The sequence below is a fragment of the Klebsiella sp. NPDC088457 genome (assembly GCF_044900465.1).
In the GTDB taxonomy this organism is placed as follows: domain Bacteria; phylum Pseudomonadota; class Gammaproteobacteria; order Enterobacterales; family Enterobacteriaceae; genus Klebsiella.
Map to the genome: position 1 here is coordinate 1 of NZ_JBJDNH010000010.1, position 19,593 is coordinate 19,593.

Sequence of the window (19,593 nt, forward strand, 5' to 3'; positions counted from 1 at the left end):
AGTGACCATAAGCTCTCCCGAATCAGGAGAGCAGATTAACCCCTGGATCTAATTTCAGGCGTCGGATATGGATCACTTTCGCACCGTTGGTAACACTTGGGGGAAAGAATTGCTGCTGCCCCTAATGCCAGTCCCGACGCCTTTATCGCATCAGTTTGGGATCATGGTATTGAGAAAGCTGCTGAACTGGTTGAGTCGATTGCCTCCTTCAGAACCGTTAGCGAAGCTCTTGATTCCCAAATTAATGAGGTAGCCTGGAATACGGATGTTCAGGAGGCCAGGAATCTCCTGGCTAGCCATACTGGTATTTTCCGATACCTCAATGGAAACTGGAGAAAAGCGAGGGGACTTGTTGGTTCTTTACTGCGAGATCGTTCGTTGCCCGTTGAGCAGCAGATCTTATTGTTGGACAAGTTGATTAAGGCGCAGGCAGAGAGGAAAATAATTCAGGAAGGCAATGATTTTGGTCATTCTGCCTTCGGTAGCGATTGGCGCGGTGAAAGAAGTGACAGCTCTTCTTTAATGGCATTAGTTGAATGGATGAGAACGCTCCGTGGTGTAGGCGCTGAGGCTCGGCTGTTGGCCAGCCGACTTATCGACCGCGAGGGTGTGAAGCTTCGTGCACAACAACTAAGCCAGTTACTGCAGCAGGTTCGGACCCAGTTAGACATCTTATGGAGCGCGTTCGGTTTTTCACCTGAGGAATATTTTTCCAATCAGGTATCTATCACCCGCGTCTCATTAGTTTTCATTGAAGAGAAAATCCAAAATCTCATATCGATTGATGAACAATGCATTCGTGTAATGGTTAACCCTCCTGCTCGTATTGATGAGCGTAGCCAGCTAATTACCCGAATGGTTGAGTTGCAGAAACTGATTGCAGAAATACGTGCAGAAGCCCCGCTTGCAAAAAGCGCTTTTGACGAACAGTGGAAAGAGCTGTCATCTGATTGGGATTATCTGAGTCAGGCTTGTTCCTGGTTAGAGGAGAACAGTGCGTTACGTTTCGTAGCGGCAAAATTGACAGACAGAGCTGAAACTGCCCATATTGCACGAGAAACTCACCTGTTCAGCCAAAAGATAGTCAATGAACTGGAACAAATCGCGATGGAATTGAAAGGAACTATCGGAACCCTTTTGGGCTCATCATCTGATAAATTAATGATAGCGCTTGTGTGCGAGAAACTTCAAACATGGGCTGAGAATTCAGAACAACTCTCTAAATGGGTTGCGTATCAGCATCGTATTACGCAGGCTCGAAAATATGGATTATCTGAGGTAGTAGAAAAACTCGCTAGTGGAGATCTTTCGCTAGATTCTGCTATTTCTGCCGTAGAGCGGACCTATTTTGAGTCGCTACTTAAAATCATGGCTCTCGAAGAACCCGATTTAGTGCGTTTTGATGGTGAGCTTCATTCTCGTCAGGTTGCAGGATTTGCAGAGCTTGACCTTAAACGTATCAAAGCCGCCAGTCTTGAGGTTGTGCGTGCCCATCATAGACAAATCCCTTCCAGGAGCGGCGGTATTGGCCCAGTGGGGGTTCTGCGTTCGGAAATGGTGAAAAAGAGGGGGCATTTACCAATTCGTCAGTTAATGCTGAAGGCTGGAGTGGCGATTCAAGCACTCAAGCCGGTCATGATGATGAGCCCGTTATCTGTTGCTCAATTCCTCATCCCGGGAAAACAAAAGTTCGATCTTCTGGTCATGGACGAAGCGAGTCAGATACAACCGGTTGATGCGATTGGTGCAATTGCTCGCTGTAAGCAGGTTGTGGTCGTCGGGGATGAACGCCAACTTCCACCTACACGATTCTTCGCTAAGATGACAGAATCTGCTGCTAATGATGATGGTGATGAAGTATCTCAGGTTGCGGATATAGAGAGTGTATTGGGCCTGTTTGTTGCCAGGGGATTACCTCAACGTATGTTGCGTTGGCACTATCGCAGCCGTCATCAATCCTTGATTGCTGTATCCAATAGTCAGTTCTATGAGAATAAACTCTTCATCGTGCCGAGTCCGTACACTCAGGAAGCAGGCATGGGTCTGCAATTCCACCACATCCCGGATGGTGTGTTCGAATCAGGCGGTAAGGGAACCAATACGATAGAAGCTAAAGCTGTCGCTAAAGCAATCATGGAGCATGCCCGTAAATATCCGGAACAGTCGCTCGGCGTTGCAACATTTTCTGTTTCCCAGCGTAAGGCTATTCAGGACGAGCTCGAGTTGCTACGTCGTCTGAATCCCGATTTAGAAGAGTTCTTTAATGCGCATCCGAGCGAGCCTTTCTTCGTTAAAAACCTTGAGAACGTACAAGGTGATGAGCGTGATGTAATTATGATCTCCGTCGGCTATGCCAGAAATACGCAAGGATACATGGCGATGCGTTTTGGTCCCCTGGGGTCAGAGGGAGGGGAAAGAAGGTTGAATGTATTAATCAGCCGAGCCAAACGTCGATGTGAGGTTTTCGCTTCGATCACAGACGAAGATATTGATTTGGAAAGAGCAAAGGGAAAAGGTGTATTTGCCTTTAAACTCTTCCTGCAATATGCCCGTACCGGTCGGATATCGTTAGCTCAACGGACTGAAAGAGAAATGGATAGTGTATTTGAAGAGCAGGTTGCTGATGCGCTTCAGAAAGCTGGTTATCAAGTCCATCCTCAGGTAGGTATTGCTGGATTCTTTATAGATTTAGCTATTGCTGATCCTGATATGCCAGGGCGATACTTGATTGGTATTGAGTGCGATGGTCGTGCTTATCATTCATCACGTTCTGCGCGAGAACGCGATCGCTTGCGTCAGGCTGTACTTGAAGATCATGGGTGGATTATCCATCGTATCTGGAGTACGGATTGGTTCCACCGGCCTGAAGAACAGCTGGAACGAACACTTCATGCGATAGAGTCTGCCAAAAAAGAGCTCTCAGAACGGACTGAACAATTGAAGCAAAGGACTCGTGCGGTACCTGTTGAAATTGTGACTGTCGATAGAGGACCTGTCGTCGAGATTGGTCTTGTCGATTCGGATATTGCAAAAGAATCTGAGATTGCTTATGTGGAGGCTACTCCATCCGCTAATATGGGGTATGAACTGCATGAAACCCCGTTGGGTATTCTCAGCGAAATTATTGAGCAGATAGTTGAGGTTGAATCTCCTGTTCATGTAAGCGAGGTTATCACCAGGTTGCGAACTGCCTGGGGATTACAACGTGCAGGGGCCAGAATTGAGGCCGTTGTGAACAGGGCTGTTAATCTGGTCTGCAACAAAGGTGATATCCTTCAGGATGGACAATTTTTAATACATCAGAAATCAAAGATTGTCTTACGAAACCGACAGAATGTTCAGTCGTTGGGACTACGTAAATCCGAAATGTTGCCACCTCAAGAGATTGCTGTCGGAATTTATCAGGTAGTAAAAAATAACCTTGGTGCGACAGAAGAAGAAATAGTTATGTCTATCTCTAGATCTCTTGGGTTTAAAGCAACAAGTGGGACCTTACGTAAAGTTATTTCAGAGGTAATTGAACAACTTCTGTTTAAAGGCGCTCTTTTAAAAGAAGACTCTCTGATCATTGAGGGTAAAGAAACAGTTACAGAGTGATTTTCAATATTAAGATAAACTCAAAGTATACTCTTTGAGTTTATCTTTTTTTATTCTTAATAATAAATCATGGTGGATTCAACTCCGAAGTAACTTTGTTGCATTTCATGACGGTTAGCCGTTCGTCCCATTACGTTACCCCGTTCATTCGGACCACGATATGGGGCGAATTAACGGGGCGAACCGTATTGTAAGCATACCCGTTTTAGTTCCACACACTTTTTCCGATGTGCAGGCTCTGCGTCTGCGGCCCGCTGCTTTACCGGGTTAATATTCTGCGCCAGACAGGGATACATCGGGATAAGCGCCTAAACCAAGGCGGGATTCTTTACTATTGATACGATACTTGAGATACCAGAGACGTGAACCATCTGGATTGATCAAAAGATACAAATCGTGTGAATCGGAGATTTTGAAAGGTTTATCAGATGGCTTGAGCGCGCGGATTTTTGCGTCGGTAAGAGACATATGGGGGTCACTCCATTATCGAACCAACCTGACCCCAAATCTGACCACCAATTTTTCCCGATGCAGAGGGAAAACTGAAAACGCATCGGGAAGATTTTTCACGCTAACTTATTGAATCTGAATCACATAAGAATTCGCAAAGCGGCATGAAAACAAGAAATGGCTCCTCTGACTGGACTCGAACCAGTGACATACGGATTAACAGTCCGCCGTTCTACCGACTGAACTACAGAGGAATCGTGTGAACGAGGCGCATACTACTGGCCTCGCATTTTTGTGTCAACACTAAAATTAAGCCACTGATTCAAATGGCTAAATTTAAGCCAACCCGTTGTTTTAGTGCACAACGTGCGTATCGTCGGCATCCTGCAGGCCATTTTCACGTAATCTCTGTAGCGGGTCCTGGCGGTAGAAGTGGCAAAAACGTTGCCACAGAGCCGGGAAACGCGGGGCAAATAGCTCCGGGGCGCTAAAGAAATATTCCGACAGCACGGCGAAACACTCGGCCGGGTCGGTCGCCGCGTAGGCATCAATACTGGCTGCGCTTTCACCGACCAGATCGATCTCGTCCTGAATATTATTCATCGCGGCATGCAGATCGTGTTCCCAGCCGGCAACTTCGCGCAGCGGAATCAACGGTACGCCGCTGGCGCGATCGCCATTGCGCGTATCCAGTTTGTGCGCGACTTCGTGGACCACGAGATTAAAACCGGAGGCGTCGAACGAGTCCTGAATATCCAGCCAGTTCAGGATGATTGGCCCCTGTTGCCAGCTTTGCCCGGACTGTACAACCCGTTGGTTATGGACCAGACCAATATCATCTTCCCATTCATCATCAACCACAAACGGGCCGGGGTAGATCAGCACCTCGTGGAAACCATCCAGCCACTCGATGCCGAGCTCAAGCACCGGTAAACAGAACAACAGCGCGATACGGGCGCTTTGCAGCGGGGCCAGCTCAAGCCCTTGCAGGGCAACCAGACGTTTTTGTTGCAGAAAGCGTGCCGCCATCGCCACCAGTTCCCGCTGTTCTTGCGCAGAAAGATTGGCTAAAACAGGAATGGCAAGCGCCTGTTCCCAGGGCATTTCTGCGTTGCCGGACTCTTCATCTACTTTCCAGGGCCATTTAAACATCATATTGCTCGCAAAGTCGTCACTTGAACATAATTAAAGAGACAGGAACTATTAAAATGCCAAAGAACCTGGCATTATAGCAACCTCACAGCGGAGAGATGCCGGAGCGGCTGAACGGACCGGTCTCGAAAACCGGAGTAGGGGCAACTCTACCGGGGGTTCAAATCCCCCTCTCTCCGCCACTATTCAAACACTTACGTCAATTCCTTTCAACGACCCCCGTCACACTTGGTATAGCAGTCGCCGTGTACGCCTGCAATCATCATCTTCCTGATTTTTCCCATGCGCAATACTTTACCGGGTACCGTCCTCCGGTTTGTCAGAGATAAAGCGTCGCGTGCAGAGAAGATGAGGATACATGAGCAGAATGACCGCTTCTGCCAGCAGAGATGATGGCTGACCCGCGTTCGCGATATTGGTGGCTACCTCCGATTAGTGAAACCGCCGGTTTTGCGCCCCGTCAGGAAGATGATTTGTTGCAGGGGACCCTTAGCGTCCGTCAATATCATCGAAGAGATCCCTCTACGCGATGTTCCGCATTTTATTTATTGCCCGGGCAAAACCTTCCCTTTCAGGGGAGGGGACAAAGAGAGAAAAGCAGGACCGAAGTCCTGCTTTTCAGGCATATCACGAAGGAGGGACTGCTGGTTAGAACTGGTAAACTATACCCACGGCGACGGTATCGTCAGAGTTCACGCCCAGCTTGTTGTCGCTGTCAATCTGGTTGATTTGATAGTCAACATAGGTGGACATGTTTTTGTTGAAGTAGTAGGTCGCGCCGATATCAATGTAGTTGATGTAATCTTCGTTGCCGACGATTTCAACATTTTTCGCTTTAGATTTGTAGTAAGCGAGGGATGGACGCAGGCCGAAATCGAACTGATACTGCGCAACGACGGAGAAATCCTGAGTTTTGTTGGCAAAGCCACCCGTAATGCGGGTCGCATTGCGGGTTTCGCCATACAGGGCTGCGAGGTAGATATTGTTCGCATCGTATTTCAGGCCGGTTGCCCACTGCTCGGCTTTATCGCCGTTGCCGCGTGCCAGAGCCTGCTGTCCATCGGTACGGTCCGCCGCGCCGTAAGCGCCGACCACGCCGAAACCATCAACTTCGTAGCTCAGAGAAGTTGCCCAGCCATCGCCGTTAGAACGCGAGTCATCATGTTCATTTTTACCGAGATATTGTACGCCGAAGCTCAGACCGTCAACCAGACCGAAGAAGTTGCTGTTACGGTAGGTCGCCAGGCCACCGGTACGGCCGGTGAAGAAGTTATCGGCGTTACTGGTGTCACCGCCAAACTCCGGCAGCATATCGGTAATGCCGATGGCGTCATAGACCAGACCATAGTTACGGCCGTAGTCTAAGGACCCCAGATCGCCGAATTTCAGACCGGCGAAGGCCAGGCGGGTCTTGTTACCACTCTGAGCGTCGCTTCCTTCCGTGTTATTACCCTGGAAGTTATATTCCCACTGGCCGTAACCGGTCAGCTGGTCGTTGATCTGGGTTTCCCCTTTAAAACCCAGACGAGCATAGGTTTGGTCGCCGTCATTATCTTTGTTATCAGAGAAATAATGCAGACCTACGGTTTTGCCGTACAGATCGAGCTTGTTGCCGTCTTTGTTGTAAACTTCTGCCGCGTGAGAGGCGCCAGCCATCAGGAATGCCGGAACCAGAATTGCCAGTGTTTTTCTTTTCATTATATATTCCCTCTGAATCATCATTAATATGAATGGTGAAATCTCTTTCTGAAAGCGATTTAATATTATCGATAAGGTTCATTTTTATTTAAATTATAAATGTAAGTAAATCATATCTAATATTACAAAATATTTCCAAATGAATCTTTATATTTTAATTTTATTGTTTATCAATGATGTATTGGTGATGGTTATTGATTTATATAACAGTGGGTTATTTGATTTTGACAATGATTTTTCCCTGGTGATGAAATTCACTGCCTCAATTGTTTTTTCTTAAGTTATTTACTGCCGGAATATCATAAATTGACGGCAGGAGATTGCGGTGGATATTTTCAGTGCCGTAGCGTTTTGCCCGTCACATTGCTCTGCTGTTAGCGCGGATATATTATCCAGGGACGGGGGCATGACGGCAGAGAATATATCCTCGTCATGAAAAAACATCCTGCAGCGACAGAGGACCAACACCGTCCGGCAAGGGGGACTGTTTCATCACTTTTTTCGCAGCGTAATGTGATATGCGTTACTTTTTTGCGATCTCCGCTGGCGTTTCGCCCGACGGTATAAAGAGAGAGGTTAATGGAGAAGAACGCGAAACGAAGCCTGAGGGGGGGAACTTGCACTCTGGGCCTTTTACACCTTTTGCGGTTACTTTCTGTGGGCAATGGCGCGCTACTGGTGGGGCGTAGGCAGAATTCAACGTGTGCCCGGGGCGACGGTTGACGGCGATCTGGGGTCAACGATCGGCAAGTGGCCTGGCGCGTTCGGGGTCGTGCTGGGGCGATAGCCTGCTACACCCGGCCCGGTAGCCGAATGTATGAACATCATGATTAAAGTTGCTATGCTCAGCGCTTACCTTCTTTCAGAGGAACGCGCATGGAACGGGTTGACTGGCAGCAACGATTTGAAACCTGGCTAACGGAACATCATTCACAGGGCGACTCCGCCCACGATACTGCCCATTTTCGACGCGTGTGGGGTACCGCGCAGCGGTTGGCCGCGGAGAGTGATGTCGATCGCCTCGTTATTCTGACGGCCTGCTATTTTCATGACATTGTCAGCCTGGCGAAAAATCATCCTGAACGTAGCCGTTCTTCGGTGATGGCGGCGGAAAAAACGCTGGAGATTCTTCAGTCGTCTTTTCCTGATTTCCCTGCCGATCGTTATCCTGCCGTTTTCCATGCCATTGAGGCGCACAGCTTTAGCGCCGGTATTCCCGCCCGTACCGAAGAGGCAAAAATTGTTCAGGATGCTGACCGGATGGAAGCCCTCGGCGCGATTGGGCTGGCCCGGGTGTTTGCCGTTTCCGGGGCGCTAAATACTATCCTGTTTGATGCCGATGACCCTTTCGCCGACCGGCGTGAGCTGGATGACAAAAAGTATGCGCTGGACCATTTCCAGTGCAAGCTGCTGCGTTTAGCGGGCACGATGCAGACCGAGAAAGGCAAAGCGCTGGCGGTGCATAATGCGCGTTTTCTCGTCCAGTTTATGGCCAAGCTCAGCGCGGAGCTGCGCGGCGACCCGCTGGCGCTGGATGAAGCGGTTTTACGGCGCTTTGATCCACAGGCCTGAAACTGGCCGCGCTATTTATGGTAATCTCTGCAAAATTGTCCGTGCTGGTTGAGGTTATGCCGCAAAATTTATCGAAGGAAAAGAGTCCGTCTCTGCCCCCGCAACACGCCGGGAAAGAGGCGCAGGCGCTGCTGCGCCAGCTGATGACCATCTACGATGTCAAAACGCTGGTGGCGCAGCTGGTGGCCGTGGGCGACCAGCACTGGAGTCCGGCCATATTAAAACGCGCGGCGACGGTTGTCCGGGCAGCCAACCGTTTAAGCGCGAAAGAGTATGCGCATCTGATGACGCTACTGCCGCCGCCGCCGGCTCATCATCCGCACTATGCGTTTCGCTTCGTCGATCTCTTTGCCGGCATTGGCGGCATCCGCAATGGCTTTGAGGCGATCCGCGGGCAATGTGTTTTCACCAGCGAGTGGAATAAACATGCGCTGCGCACCTATAAAGCGAACTGGTACTGCGACCCGCAACAGCACCGTTTTAATGAGGATATCCGCGATATTACCCTCAGCCATCGCCCGGACGTCAGCGATGACGAGGCCGCGCAGCATATCCGCGATACCATTCCGCAGCATGATGTTCTGCTGGCGGGCTTTCCCTGTCAGCCTTTTTCGCTGGCTGGCGTGTCGAAGAAGAATGCGCTGGGCCGCGCGCATGGTTTTGCCTGCGAGACTCAGGGCACGCTGTTCTTTGATGTGGTCAGAATCATTGCCGCCCGCAGGCCCCCCATCTTTGTGCTGGAGAATGTCAAAAACCTGAAGAGTCATGATAAAGGGCGGACGTTCCGCATTATCATGCAGACGCTTGATGAACTCGGCTATGAAGTCGCCGATGCCGATCACAGCGGGGCGGACGATCCGAAAGTGATCGACGGGCGTCATTTTTTACCCCAGCACCGGGAACGCATTGTGCTGGTGGGGTTCCGCCGCGATCTGCAGCTGCATGATGGTTTTAGCCTGCGTGCTATTTCAACCCTTTACCCGGCCGCCCGTCCGACGTTTGGCGATCTGCTGGAACCGACCGTCGATGCTAAATTTATCCTCACGCCGGTGCTGTGGAAGTATCTCTATCACTACGCGCGCAAGCATCAGGCGCTGGGCAACGGTTTTGGTTACGGGTTAGTTGACCCGCTTAATCCGCACAGCGTGGCGCGGACGCTATCCGCGCGCTACTACAAGGATGGCGCCGAGATCCTTATCGATCGCGGCTGGGACCGGCCGTTGGGGGAAAAACACTTTGACGATCCGCAGAACCAGCAGCGCCGTCCGCGCCGCTTAACGCCGCGCGAGTGTGCGCGGTTGATGGGCTTTGAAAGCCCCCAGGGCTACCGCTTCCGCATCCCGGTTTCAGATACCCAGGCGTATCGTCAGTTTGGCAACTCGGTGGTGGTACCGGTGTTTGCGGCCGTCGCGAAGCTGCTGGAACCCCGTATCGCGCAGGCGGTGGCGCGCCGTGACCGCGAGGATGATGCCGGTGGACGTCCACGATAAGGCTACGCGCAGTAAAAATATGCGGGCTATTGGTACACGCGATACGGCAATTGAAAAGCGGCTCGCCGCGCTGCTCACCCAGGCCGGGTTCGCGTTTACCGTGCAGGACGCCGCGCTGCCGGGGCGCCCGGATTTTGTCGTGGCGCAGTACCGCTGCGTCATCTTTACCCACGGCTGCTTCTGGCATCACCATCACTGCTACTTATTTAAAGTTCCCGCCACGCGTACCGACTTCTGGTTGGATAAAATTGGCAGCAACGTGGCGCGCGACCGCCGGGATATGGCGCTGCTGCAGGAGCGCGGCTGGCGGGTGCTGATCGTCTGGGAATGCGCATTGCGCGGGCGGTTAAAGCTGAGCGATGAGGCGCTGATTGAGCGTCTGGAGGAGTGGATCTGCGGCGGCGGGCTCCGCGCGCAGATCGACACTCAGGGCATCGGCGAGTGGCCGCTTACTTCTCCACCTCGCAAGGCGTGACTTCACTGCGGGCAGGAAACAGGTATTTCCCCAGCGTCACCAGCACGACGGCAAAAATAATCACCCCCAGCGCCAGCCACTCAATCCGCGACAGGCTTTCACCGGCAAACCCGGTTCCCAATAGCACCGCGACGACCGGGTTAACATAGGCATAGCTGGTGGCAACGGCAGGGGTGACGTTACGAATTAAATACATGTAGGCGTTAATGGCGATAACCGAACCGAAAATAGCCAGGTAGGCCACGGCGAAAATGGCGGACCATGACGGCACCGCGGTCAGGGTTTCACCCGTCAGCCATGACGCCACCGCCAGCACGATCCCGGCCGCGAGCATTTCAATCGCCCCCGCCATCATGCCCGTCGGCAGCGTAATTCGCGAGCCGTAGACTGAGCCGAAAGCCCAGCTTATTGAGCCGATGAGGATCAGCAGCGCGCCCCACGGGTTGCCGCTCAGATTGCCGCCGCTATTGAGCAGAACAATTCCCGCCAGGCCGATTGCAATTCCCAGCCACTCAATCTTGCGGGTGGCGATACCAAAAAAACGGCTAAAACAGAGGGTGAACAGCGGTACGGTCGCCACCATCACCGCCGCAATTCCTGAAGGCACATGCTGGTGCTCGGCCAGGGTGACAAAACCATTGCCGACCGCCAGCAGCAGAACGCCGATCAAGGCGGCGTTGAGCAGCGGTCTGAGCGGCGGCAGACGGTGTCCGGTCGCCAGCAGATAGGCGAGCAGCAGTCCTCCGGCGGAGAGAAAACGGATCCCGGCCATCATCAGCGGCGGCCAGCTGGCAACGCCAATGGCAATGGCAAAGTAGGTGGAGCCCCAGATGATATAGAGCGAAAACAGCGCCCCGATAAGCGGCAGTAGCTGGCGGGTAGACATACGTCCTCACGACGGTACAGAGATAGAAAGGAGGCATATAGTAAACGTGAAAACTACCGCGCTGGCGAGTGCTTTAATTGATCTGTAATTGTTAAATTTTTATTGACTATTTGCTCCTCTGGGCGAGAAAGCACTTTTACCGCATACTCTATGCTTACAACACATCGCATCGTTCAGGTTGCGGCGCTCAGGCCGCGCTGCCGCCAGAGCGATTTTGTTGCTAACCACAAATGAAGGAATGCAATTTTGGCAGGAAGTAGTCTTTTAACGCTGTTGGATGATATTGCCACCTTACTGGATGATATCTCCGTGATGGGGAAACTGGCGGCGAAGAAAACGGCTGGGGTGCTGGGGGACGATCTCTCTCTTAATGCCCAGCAGGTGACGGGCGTACGTGCGAATCGGGAATTACCCGTGGTGTGGGGCGTGGCGAAAGGGTCGTTCATCAATAAGGTGATTCTGGTGCCGTTGGCCTTGTTAATCAGCGCGTTTATCCCGTGGGCGATTACGCCATTGCTGATGCTGGGGGGCGCATTCCTGTGCTATGAAGGCGTTGAAAAAGTGCTGCACAGCGTCCAGGCGCGGAAACACAAAGAGGATCCGCAGGCCCGGCAGCAGCGTCTGGAGGCTCTTGCGGCGCAGGATCCGTTGGCCTTTGAGCGCGATAAAGTAAAAGGGGCGATCCGTACCGATTTTATTCTCTCCGCCGAAATTGTCGCCATTACCCTTGGCATTGTCGCCGATGCTCCGTTGTTAAATCAGATTCTGATTCTTTCCGGTATCGCCATTCTGGTGACCATCGGTGTGTATGGCCTGGTCGGTATTATCGTCAAACTGGATGATATGGGTTACTGGCTGGTGGAAAAAAGCAGCGCTCTGGCGCAGTGGGTTGGTAAAGGGCTATTAGCGGTAGCGCCGCGTCTGATGAAACTGCTTTCCATCGTCGGTACGCTGGCGATGTTTCTGGTTGGCGGCGGAATTATCGTGCACGGTATTACGCCGGTACACCACGCGGTGGAGCACCTGGCCAGCCAGCAGTCCGGTATCATCGCTTCGCTGCTGCCGACGGGCGTCAATCTGGTCCTTGGCTTTATCGTCGGCGCCGTGGCGCTGGCCTGCGTGAAGGCGATTAACGGGCTTCGCGCAGCGGCGCAGTAAAATCTGCCGGGGATTATGCAAAATCGCTCAGCTTCGTCTAAGGTGAAACGGATTCTCCCAGATGACGGACTAAAAAATGGTATTGTTGGTCAGTGATGAAGTGAGGCGAAAGAGCGGAGGGCCGCGCATGGTTGTGACGGGCTTCGCGAATGGAATGGTCGAATGTCGTTGGTATGACGGCTATAGCGTGAAGCACGAGGCTTTCCGTGAGGATGAGTTAGTCCGTGGGGAGGGAGGGCAAGATAACGCTTCCTGACCCCCCGATAGCGCCCGGCAAAAGTCGGGCGCTTTGTTGTTGCTGTGTCTGACAGGGAGCGTTGATGGTGCGTGTGTCATTGAAAGTACTGCGAGAGAACAATGGATAAACCGTTGTGGGTCAGAAAACTTCGCCGCATTTCTAGCCCGGGACATGTGGTTAACTATTGTTTTGTCGCGGTATTATTCTTTTCTACGCTGTTGATATGGCGTGAAGTGATGGTGCTGGAAGGGGCGTATGTCACCAATCAGCGCAACAATCTGCAAAACGTCGCCCACGAAATGGACGGTCTGCTGCAGTTCAATATCAACCGGATGGTCTTTTTCCGCAACGGGATGCAGTCGGCGCTGGAAACCCCGCTCGATTTCGCGATATTACGCAAGGCAGAGCAGGAGTACATGAGCAAACGGCATGAGCCGATCTGGTCCGTGGCATTGCATAACCGGCGTACATTACCGGTGTAAGGCGTCTCTGATGCCTTTGTCGACGGTCAAAGCACGTTGACGCGCAACGATATCCTCACCGGCAATGAGCTGATGGCGACTCTCGAACTGGGGTATCTGCTGCTGCTGGCCAACAAGAATCGCGGTTTCCACGAGCGTATGCTCTACGTCTCACGCAGCGGTTTTTTTACCAGCACGCAGCCGCCGAATAACGCGACTCAGGCCCTGGTGCAATACACTCAGGCCATTGGCGCCCCGTGGTTTTCCCGCCAGACGCAGCGGAATAACCCGGGCCGTGGCGTCGTCTGGCAAACCGTCCAGCAGGAGGAGGATACCCAGGGTGACGATCCGGTGGTGACCGCCTCCGTTCCGCTCGACTTTCAGCACGACTGGCTCGGCGTGCTGGCGATGAATTTCTCGGTGCGCGAGATGAAAGCGTTTCTCGTCAGCGCGATAAAAGGCGGGCAGGAAGGGGAGTACCAGCTGTATGACAGCAGGCTGAACCTGATCGCCTCGTCATCGCCGGGCCAGGTGCTAACCCTGTTGTCACCTCGCGAGCGGGCGATGCTCAGCTATGCCTTTTTACACGATAACCGGGGCGGGATTCATTTATTCACGCGCTATATCAGCTGGGAGAAGCTCAACAACTTTGATGGAGTTTTGCTGCGAATCCATACGTTGCAGGAAGGGGTACGCGGCGATTTCGGCACCATTACTATCGCGTTGACGCTGATGTGGCTGCTCTTTACCCTGATGCTGATTATCTCGTGGCTGGTGATTTTGCGCATGGTACGCAACATGAGCGTGCTGCAAAAGTCGCTGGAGTGGCAGGCGTGGCACGATGCGCTCACCCGTTTGTTAAACCGGGGCGCGTTGTTTGATCGAGCGATAGCCACCGCCGGCGCCTGCGAGCGAACAAAACGGCCGATCTCGGTGATCCAGCTCGATCTTGACTACTTCAAGAAGGTCAACGATCTGCACGGGCATCAGGCCGGAGACCGGGTCCTGTCGCTGGTCGCCAGCACCATCGTGAGCATCCTCCGCGAAACCGATCTCGCCGGGCGCGTCGGTGGCGAAGAGTTTTGCATCGTCATGCCAGACACCTCATTGCATGCGGCGGCGGCCATCGCCGAGCGCATCCGTATCCGCATTAGCAGCCGCGAAATATTGCTCTGCAACGATACCAGCCTGCGTATCAGCGCTTCGCTGGGGGTCAGCAGCAGCGATGATTGTGCGGAGTTTAACTTTGAAAGCCTGCAGTCTGTCGCTGACCATCGTCTGTACCTGGCAAAACAAAACGGGCGCAATCGGGTCTGCTTTAAAGACCCGTCGTGATGCTTTATCTGCCACGCTGGTGAGGTGGGTCAGGGATGCCGATAGTGAAATGAGATTTATCTTAAAAAAGATGCCGGGGCAATGGTCATCGGCGAACGCAACGGGCGCATCAAACCCTTCTGCCGTCTGCATTTTCGACGTGCGGCAACATGTTAACGTCATTTCTCAATTATTTTCGTCATGAATAGCTCTTGTCATGCAAAATAATTGAGGATAATGTTTTCTACGCAACGGATTTCCCGGTGTAACGAATTTTCAAGTGCTTCTTGCATTAGCAAGTTTCATCCCGACTCCTGCGAGTCGGGATTTTTTTCACCTGTGGTTAACGGTTGATTTCGCTGACGCTAAAGTCATGAATATCGAGTTCAAAAGCCTCCGCTAGCTCACGCCAGGTGTGGTAATCGCGACCATCAATGCTCACGTGGTGCGGATCGTCCTGCGTACGCTGAACTTCACTCTCGCTGATTTCATTAATCGCCGCCAGCAGGGCGTCAACATCGACATCTACCCCACCACTCCCCGCATACCCACTATCTTTGGCGGTTTTCATCATGGCTACCTCGTTTGGCTCCGATCGTGCCTGCTTAAGTATAGCCGCAAATGATTCCACCGCCTTTGAAGCCCGATCGAGAACCAGCAAGGACCGGACGGTCTATAAAAGCGCCAGTCACCCGGCAGAGCGCTGCGCAGTGGTCAGTTTTGTTCTACACTGGCACAAAAATAGAGGAGATAAGTTATGCAGGTGAACGATCGTGTCACGGTGAAGACCGACGGTGGCCCACGTCGATCGGGGGTAGTTCTGGCAATAGAGTCGTTTAGTGAAGGGACTATGTATCTGGTTTCGCTGGAAGACTACCCGCTGGGGATCTGGTTTTTCAACGAAACGGGGCATCCGGACGGGATCTTCGTTGAGAGAGATGAGTAGCGCATCATGCGTCGGCGCTGGCGGGCCTGCCGCCAGTTTTCCTGCCGCGCCGCGCTCAGCGCATGTTGACGTAAATACCTGATGTAATGTTTTCTGCCAGACGCACGATGTGATAAATCACCTGTTTATTGTGGGTCTGGATTTTCTTTTTAATATTTCCTTTATGCGAAGAAACCGTCTTCGCCTTAATGTTCATTTGCATCGATATTTGTGAGGTGCCGTGCCCAGCCATCCACATTTGTAACATATTTGATTCGGTACGGCTTAACGAGAGCGTCGGTATATTTATGCGCGCGGTGTTGTAGTTATCGTATTTCAGACGATTACCCAGAATGTCATCAAGGTCTTTAGGCGTAAGCGACTTAGAGCTAATAAGTAAATTCTTACGCACCAGCAGATAGTGATCAAAATGAACGTTCGCCAGCGACATAAAGATAACAAATAGCGTCCCCGGGTGTTGGGTAATGATTTGCCGGATAAGCTGATTGCTGTGCTGATGATGAATAAAGCAATCTTCATTGATAAACACCACTGCCGGACGCACTAATTCACAGGTTTCTTTCAGGCTTTCCGCTGAATGCACTTCACTGATGTCGCGCTTTTTTATTCCTCGGCTTGTCAGATACCCGGTTAATCCCAGTCGGGTATAGCTACACAAATCCATGATAATCGTTGACATGACCCATCCTCAATCAACACGTAACGATAATTTATCCCTCGCCGACAAGCGCGATGAAGTCCATTTAATTTAAGTTGGTAATAAAACCAGGTTCAGTATGGGAACCATCAGGTAGTCTAAACTATTCCGTAATATGGCTCATAATTTGCCAGGAATATTCTCAAAGTACAGGGGGCAATGAGTTATGTGAGGGAATTAAAAGCAAAAATTCCCAATCGTAGATATGGTTGGCGTTAAATTATCCCGCTTTTTTCGGAATTTCCTTACGCTGATTGCGCGAATAATGATCTGGCGGCGGCGTTCTTTTATTAACGTTATTAATTTATGGCCGACAGGGCGGGGCTGACGTACCTTTTGTCTGACAGTCGCGCGGGGCGTTTCCGGGCTACCGTTTGCGATCGGGGCGGTATCGCTTTGCCGGAGGGGTGGCGAGCTTAACGCTTTAATGCCACAATACTTTTTTATCGGTTTGTGGGATGAATGATGAAAAAGATAGTGATTGCTGGCGCGCTGTTTACTCTGGCCGGATGTGTCCAGGTGGATAATTACGACGAGGTTGTCAAAGCGCCAGCGCCCGCCGGGTTAGAGGGATACTGGCAGTCAAAAGGCCCGCAGAGCGAAATGATGAGCCCGGATGCGATTGCCAGCCTGATGGTGACTAAAAATGGCGATACGTTTGATTGTCGCCAGTGGCAGCGGGTGATCGCCCTGCCGGGGAAATTAATGCAGCGTGACGACCAGGTCTACAACGTGACCTCCGGTCTGGACGTCTATCCCGTTGAACGCTCGGGCAATACCTTGCGTTACGATCGTATGACTTTGACCCGCGTCGACCGTTTAACCGCCGAGTGCGAACAGGCGTGGAAGAAGGCCGCGGCGGAAACCAGCGCGCCCTAAGGCACGCGCGGGCTGATACCAGCTTCAGCCCGCGATGTTCTCAGCTCTACAGCACCTCTTCAATCACCCAGACGCTGACGCTACCGCCGTTGCAGGTAAAAGTGCCGCAGCCTTCGTCGTCGGTTTCCACCACCTCCTGGCGATTGCCGAGAAAGTCTTTCCAGCGCTTATTGCCATAGTTGGCTCCCAGCGCCAGCGTTTTCTCGCCCTCATCGCCGTTCGACAATATCACCACGCATCCCGGATCCTCCTCGGTGCCGCTGCGGCTAAAGGCAATGCAGTTAGGGTGGTCGAACCACAGCGTCTGCACGCCGTGGGCAAAACGTTGGCGAGCATCGATCAGCTCATGCAGCTGTTCGATCACCGGCATCTCAATGGCATAGGTCTGGCCATCGCCGCCGGTATCCTGGTAGCTGGCGCCGAAAAGATCGGCATAAAAAACCGAAGGCACGCCATTCTCGCGCAGCAGAATGAGCGCATAGGCCAGCGGTTTAAACCACGGCTCCACCGGTGCTTCCAGCGCCTGCAGCGGCTGGGTATCGTGGTTGGTGACCAGCGTGACGGCATGAAAAGGATCGGCTTCAACCAGTGTGCCGCTAAAAATCTGGCTCATATCGTAATCGCGCCCCTGGCGAGACGCTTCATGGAATTTCATCTGCAAAGGCGCATCAAACAGCATCGTCTGGCCGTCCACCCGATCGATATACTGCTGGAGCTTATCGACTTCGTGCGACCAGTACTCCGCGACGATAAACAGCGGTTTGCTCGCCACTTCCTGGACGTGCTCGATCCACTCTTTGTAAAACCAGGCGGGGATATGTTTCACCGCATCAAGACGGAAGCCGTCACAGCCGGTTTGCTCCATGACCCAACGCGCCCAGTACTTCAGCTCCTCGGTGACCGCATGGTTACGAAAATCGATGTTTTCACCCATCAGATAATCAAAGTTGCCCATTTCGTCATCGACCTGGTCGTTCCAGCCCTCGCCGGTATAGTCGTTAACGATCTTAAAAACGCCGTCCTCGTCGGGGTTCTCAATATGATCGATGCCGCTGAAGCACCTGTAGTCCCAGATGAACTGCGAATACTGCCCGGCGCGGGCCGGGAAGGTGTAGCGTGTCCACGCCTCGCACTCGATCACCTCAGCGGCGATTTGCGTGCGATCCTGCTCATCGACGCGCTGTACGCGGATTGCCTCTTTTTCATCCGCGCCCATTTTATGGTTGACCACCACATCGAGCAGAACGGCGATATCGTGCTGTTTCAGGGCGGCGATGGCGGCCAGCAGCTGCGCTTTGTCGCCGTATTTAGTGGCGATAGTGCCTTTTTGGTCGAACTCGCCGAGGTCAAAAAGATCGTAGCTGTCGTAACCGACGGAGTAACCGCCGGAAGCCCCTTTCGAAGCGGGAGGCAGCCAAATCATATTAATGCCGATCTCATTCAGATTTGGCGCCAGGGCTTCGACTTCGCGCCACAACTCGCCGCCGGTGGGGTAATACCAGTGAAAGCACTGCAATAACGTGGGGTTTTTCATCTTCCGTGCTCCAGACGTCATCAAGCTGACCTTTGCAGTATGAGAGATCTCCAGCAAATTCGACCAATTTTGACTGCCTTTTTGCTATACCCTGAACCGCTGCATATATAATAAATTCGCATAAGATGTAGCGTATCGGTGTTGGTGTGCAGGGTTAAACGCCTTACACTACAAGAAAATATCACTATTAGGGGTATCTATGAAATTAGCACTTCTGGGTCGTCAGGCGCTGATGGGCGCCATGGCCGTTGTTTTAATGGCGGGCGTCAGCGCTAAAACCTTCGCCGCAGAAAATCTGCTGGGCCAGATTAAAGATCGCGGTACGCTGCGCGTAGGCCTGGAAGGGACCTATCCGCCGTTCAGCTATCAGGGCGACGACGGTAAGCTGACCGGTTTTGAAGTCGATTTTGCCAATGAACTGGCAAAACATCTGGGCGTGAAGGCCGACCTGAAACCGACCAAATGGGACGGTATGCTGGCTTCCCTCGATTCCAAACGTATTGACGTGGTGATTAACCAGGTCACTATTTCCGACCAGCGTAAGCAAAAATATGACTTCTCGACCCCCTATACGGTCTCCGGTATCCAGGCGCTGGTGAAAAAGGGTAACGAAGGGGTGATCAAAACCGCGGCAGACCTGAAAGGCAAAAAAGTTGGTGTCGGTCTGGGGACCAACTACGAAGAGTGGCTGCGCCAGAACGTCCAGGGTGTGGATTTTCGTACCTATGATGATGACCCGACCAAATATCAGGACCTGCGCGTAGGCCGTATCGATGCGATTCTGGTTGACCGCCTGGCGGCGCTGGATCTGGTCAAGAAAACCGGCAACACCCTGGCGGTGACCGGCGAAGCGTTCTCCCGTCAGGAATCTGGCGTGGCGCTGCGCAAAGGCAATGAAGACCTGCTGAAAGCGGTCGATGGGGCGATTGCCGACATGCAGAAAGACGGTAGCCTGAAAGCGCTGTCGGAAAAATGGTTTGGCGCCGACGTGACGAAGTAACGGCCGGCGGTGAAAAAAGGCGCTACTGATAGCGCCTTTTTTTATT

15 protein-coding genes, 2 tRNA genes and 3 pseudogenes are annotated in these 19,593 nt (G+C 52.3%); 12 read left to right on the forward strand and 8 right to left on the reverse strand.

Features of this window, described 5'->3' with window-relative positions:
* Window positions 1–96 precede the first annotated feature (96 nt).
* Window positions 97–3,597, forward strand: coding sequence for a DUF3320 domain-containing protein (locus tag ACI2JR_RS08185; protein ID WP_462478305.1), 3,501 nt, complete (start codon window positions 97–99; stop codon window positions 3,595–3,597).
* Window positions 3,598–3,839: 242 nt separating this feature from the next.
* Here ACI2JR_RS08185 and ACI2JR_RS08190 read toward each other — a convergent pair.
* The 3 genes and pseudogenes from ACI2JR_RS08190 to mtfA all read right to left on the reverse strand — a co-directional run.
* Window positions 3,840–4,065 (reverse strand): annotated as a pseudogene (locus tag ACI2JR_RS08190) (Arm DNA-binding domain-containing protein); the annotation flags it as partial.
* Between the two features lie 160 nt (window positions 4,066–4,225).
* Window positions 4,226–4,301 (reverse strand) — tRNA-Asn (locus ACI2JR_RS08195).
* Between the two features lie 100 nt (window positions 4,302–4,401).
* Entirely contained in the window at window positions 4,402–5,202 is an 801-nt protein-coding gene (gene mtfA, locus ACI2JR_RS08200; protein WP_165905614.1) for a DgsA anti-repressor MtfA, read from the reverse strand.
* 89 nt (window positions 5,203–5,291) lie between these two features.
* Between mtfA and ACI2JR_RS08205 the strand changes: the two genes are divergently transcribed.
* A tRNA-Ser gene (locus tag ACI2JR_RS08205) sits at window positions 5,292–5,381 on the forward strand.
* Window positions 5,382–5,847: 466 nt separating this feature from the next.
* Here the strand turns inward: ACI2JR_RS08205 and ompF are convergent.
* Window positions 5,848–6,900 carry a porin OmpF gene (ompF, locus tag ACI2JR_RS08210; RefSeq protein WP_462478352.1) on the reverse strand — a complete coding sequence of 351 codons (1,053 nt, stop codon included), beginning with the start codon at window positions 6,898–6,900 and terminating at the stop codon, window positions 5,848–5,850.
* Between the two features lie 576 nt (window positions 6,901–7,476).
* Here ompF and drpB point away from each other — a divergent pair.
* The 4 genes and pseudogenes from drpB to ACI2JR_RS08230 all read left to right on the forward strand — a co-directional run bounded on the left by drpB (window position 7,477) and on the right by ACI2JR_RS08230 (window position 10,434).
* A pseudogene (drpB, locus tag ACI2JR_RS08215) lies at window positions 7,477–7,731 on the forward strand (cell division protein DrpB).
* Window positions 7,732–7,773: 42 nt separating this feature from the next.
* Window positions 7,774–8,469 carry a phosphohydrolase gene (locus ACI2JR_RS08220; RefSeq protein WP_132724849.1) on the forward strand — a complete coding sequence of 232 codons (696 nt, stop codon included), beginning with the start codon at window positions 7,774–7,776 and terminating at the stop codon, window positions 8,467–8,469.
* Window positions 8,470–8,525: 56 nt separating this feature from the next.
* The gene (locus tag ACI2JR_RS08225; protein WP_279387962.1) at window positions 8,526–9,959 is read left to right on the forward strand and encodes a DNA cytosine methyltransferase; all 1,434 of its coding nucleotides are present in this window, start codon (window positions 8,526–8,528) and stop codon (window positions 9,957–9,959) included.
* Window positions 9,937–10,434 (forward strand): very short patch repair endonuclease, encoded by a 498-nt coding sequence (locus ACI2JR_RS08230; RefSeq protein ID WP_132726231.1) that lies wholly within the window; start codon window positions 9,937–9,939, stop codon window positions 10,432–10,434. The genes ACI2JR_RS08225 and ACI2JR_RS08230 overlap by 23 nt, the downstream gene beginning before the upstream one ends.
* On the opposite strand, the gene yedA is transcribed toward ACI2JR_RS08230, so the two are convergent.
* A complete protein-coding gene (gene yedA / locus ACI2JR_RS08235; RefSeq protein WP_462478306.1) occupies window positions 10,409–11,320 on the reverse strand; it encodes a drug/metabolite exporter YedA in 912 nt (303 codons plus the stop codon). The two genes, ACI2JR_RS08230 and yedA, sit on opposite strands and share 26 nt — an antisense overlap.
* A gap of 246 nt (window positions 11,321–11,566) precedes the next feature.
* On the opposite strand from yedA, the gene ACI2JR_RS08240 reads away from it, so the two are divergent.
* From ACI2JR_RS08240 to dgcQ, 3 genes and pseudogenes are all read left to right on the forward strand, one after another.
* Window positions 11,567–12,478, forward strand: a complete 912-nt coding sequence (locus tag ACI2JR_RS08240) for a DUF808 domain-containing protein (RefSeq protein WP_132724843.1) — start codon at window positions 11,567–11,569, stop codon at window positions 12,476–12,478.
* A gap of 76 nt (window positions 12,479–12,554) precedes the next feature.
* A complete protein-coding gene (locus tag ACI2JR_RS08245; RefSeq protein WP_132724842.1) occupies window positions 12,555–12,734 on the forward strand; it encodes a YodC family protein in 180 nt (59 codons plus the stop codon).
* A 101-nt stretch (window positions 12,735–12,835) separates the two neighbouring features.
* A pseudogene (gene dgcQ / locus ACI2JR_RS08250) lies at window positions 12,836–14,512 on the forward strand (cellulose biosynthesis regulator diguanylate cyclase DgcQ).
* A 322-nt stretch (window positions 14,513–14,834) separates the two neighbouring features.
* On the opposite strand, the gene yodD reads toward dgcQ, so the two are convergent.
* Window positions 14,835–15,062 (reverse strand): YodD family peroxide/acid resistance protein, encoded by a 228-nt coding sequence (yodD, locus tag ACI2JR_RS08255; protein WP_462478353.1) that lies wholly within the window; start codon window positions 15,060–15,062, stop codon window positions 14,835–14,837.
* Window positions 15,063–15,248: 186 nt separating this feature from the next.
* Between yodD and dsrB the strand changes: the two genes are divergently transcribed.
* The gene (gene dsrB, locus ACI2JR_RS08260; protein ID WP_132724840.1) at window positions 15,249–15,437 is read left to right on the forward strand and encodes a protein DsrB; all 189 of its coding nucleotides are present in this window, start codon (window positions 15,249–15,251) and stop codon (window positions 15,435–15,437) included.
* A gap of 55 nt (window positions 15,438–15,492) precedes the next feature.
* Here dsrB and rcsA read toward each other — a convergent pair whose 3' ends face one another.
* The gene (rcsA, locus tag ACI2JR_RS08265) at window positions 15,493–16,116 is read right to left on the reverse strand and encodes a transcriptional regulator RcsA (RefSeq protein ID WP_132724838.1); all 624 of its coding nucleotides are present in this window, start codon (window positions 16,114–16,116) and stop codon (window positions 15,493–15,495) included.
* Window positions 16,117–16,599: 483 nt separating this feature from the next.
* On the opposite strand from rcsA, the gene yedD reads away from it, so the two are divergent.
* Window positions 16,600–17,013, forward strand: coding sequence for a lipoprotein YedD (gene yedD / locus ACI2JR_RS08270; protein WP_132726225.1), 414 nt, complete (start codon window positions 16,600–16,602; stop codon window positions 17,011–17,013).
* 46 nt (window positions 17,014–17,059) lie between these two features.
* Here the strand turns inward: yedD and amyA are convergent, their stop codons facing one another.
* Window positions 17,060–18,547, reverse strand: coding sequence for an alpha-amylase (amyA, locus tag ACI2JR_RS08275; protein WP_132724836.1), 1,488 nt, complete (start codon window positions 18,545–18,547; stop codon window positions 17,060–17,062).
* 199 nt (window positions 18,548–18,746) lie between these two features.
* Here amyA and tcyJ point away from each other — a divergent pair, with 199 nt between their 5' ends.
* Complete coding sequence (gene tcyJ, locus ACI2JR_RS08280; RefSeq protein ID WP_462478307.1) at window positions 18,747–19,547, forward strand: cystine ABC transporter substrate-binding protein; 801 nt, start codon at window positions 18,747–18,749, stop codon at window positions 19,545–19,547.
* Window positions 19,548–19,593: the final 46 nt, after the last annotated feature.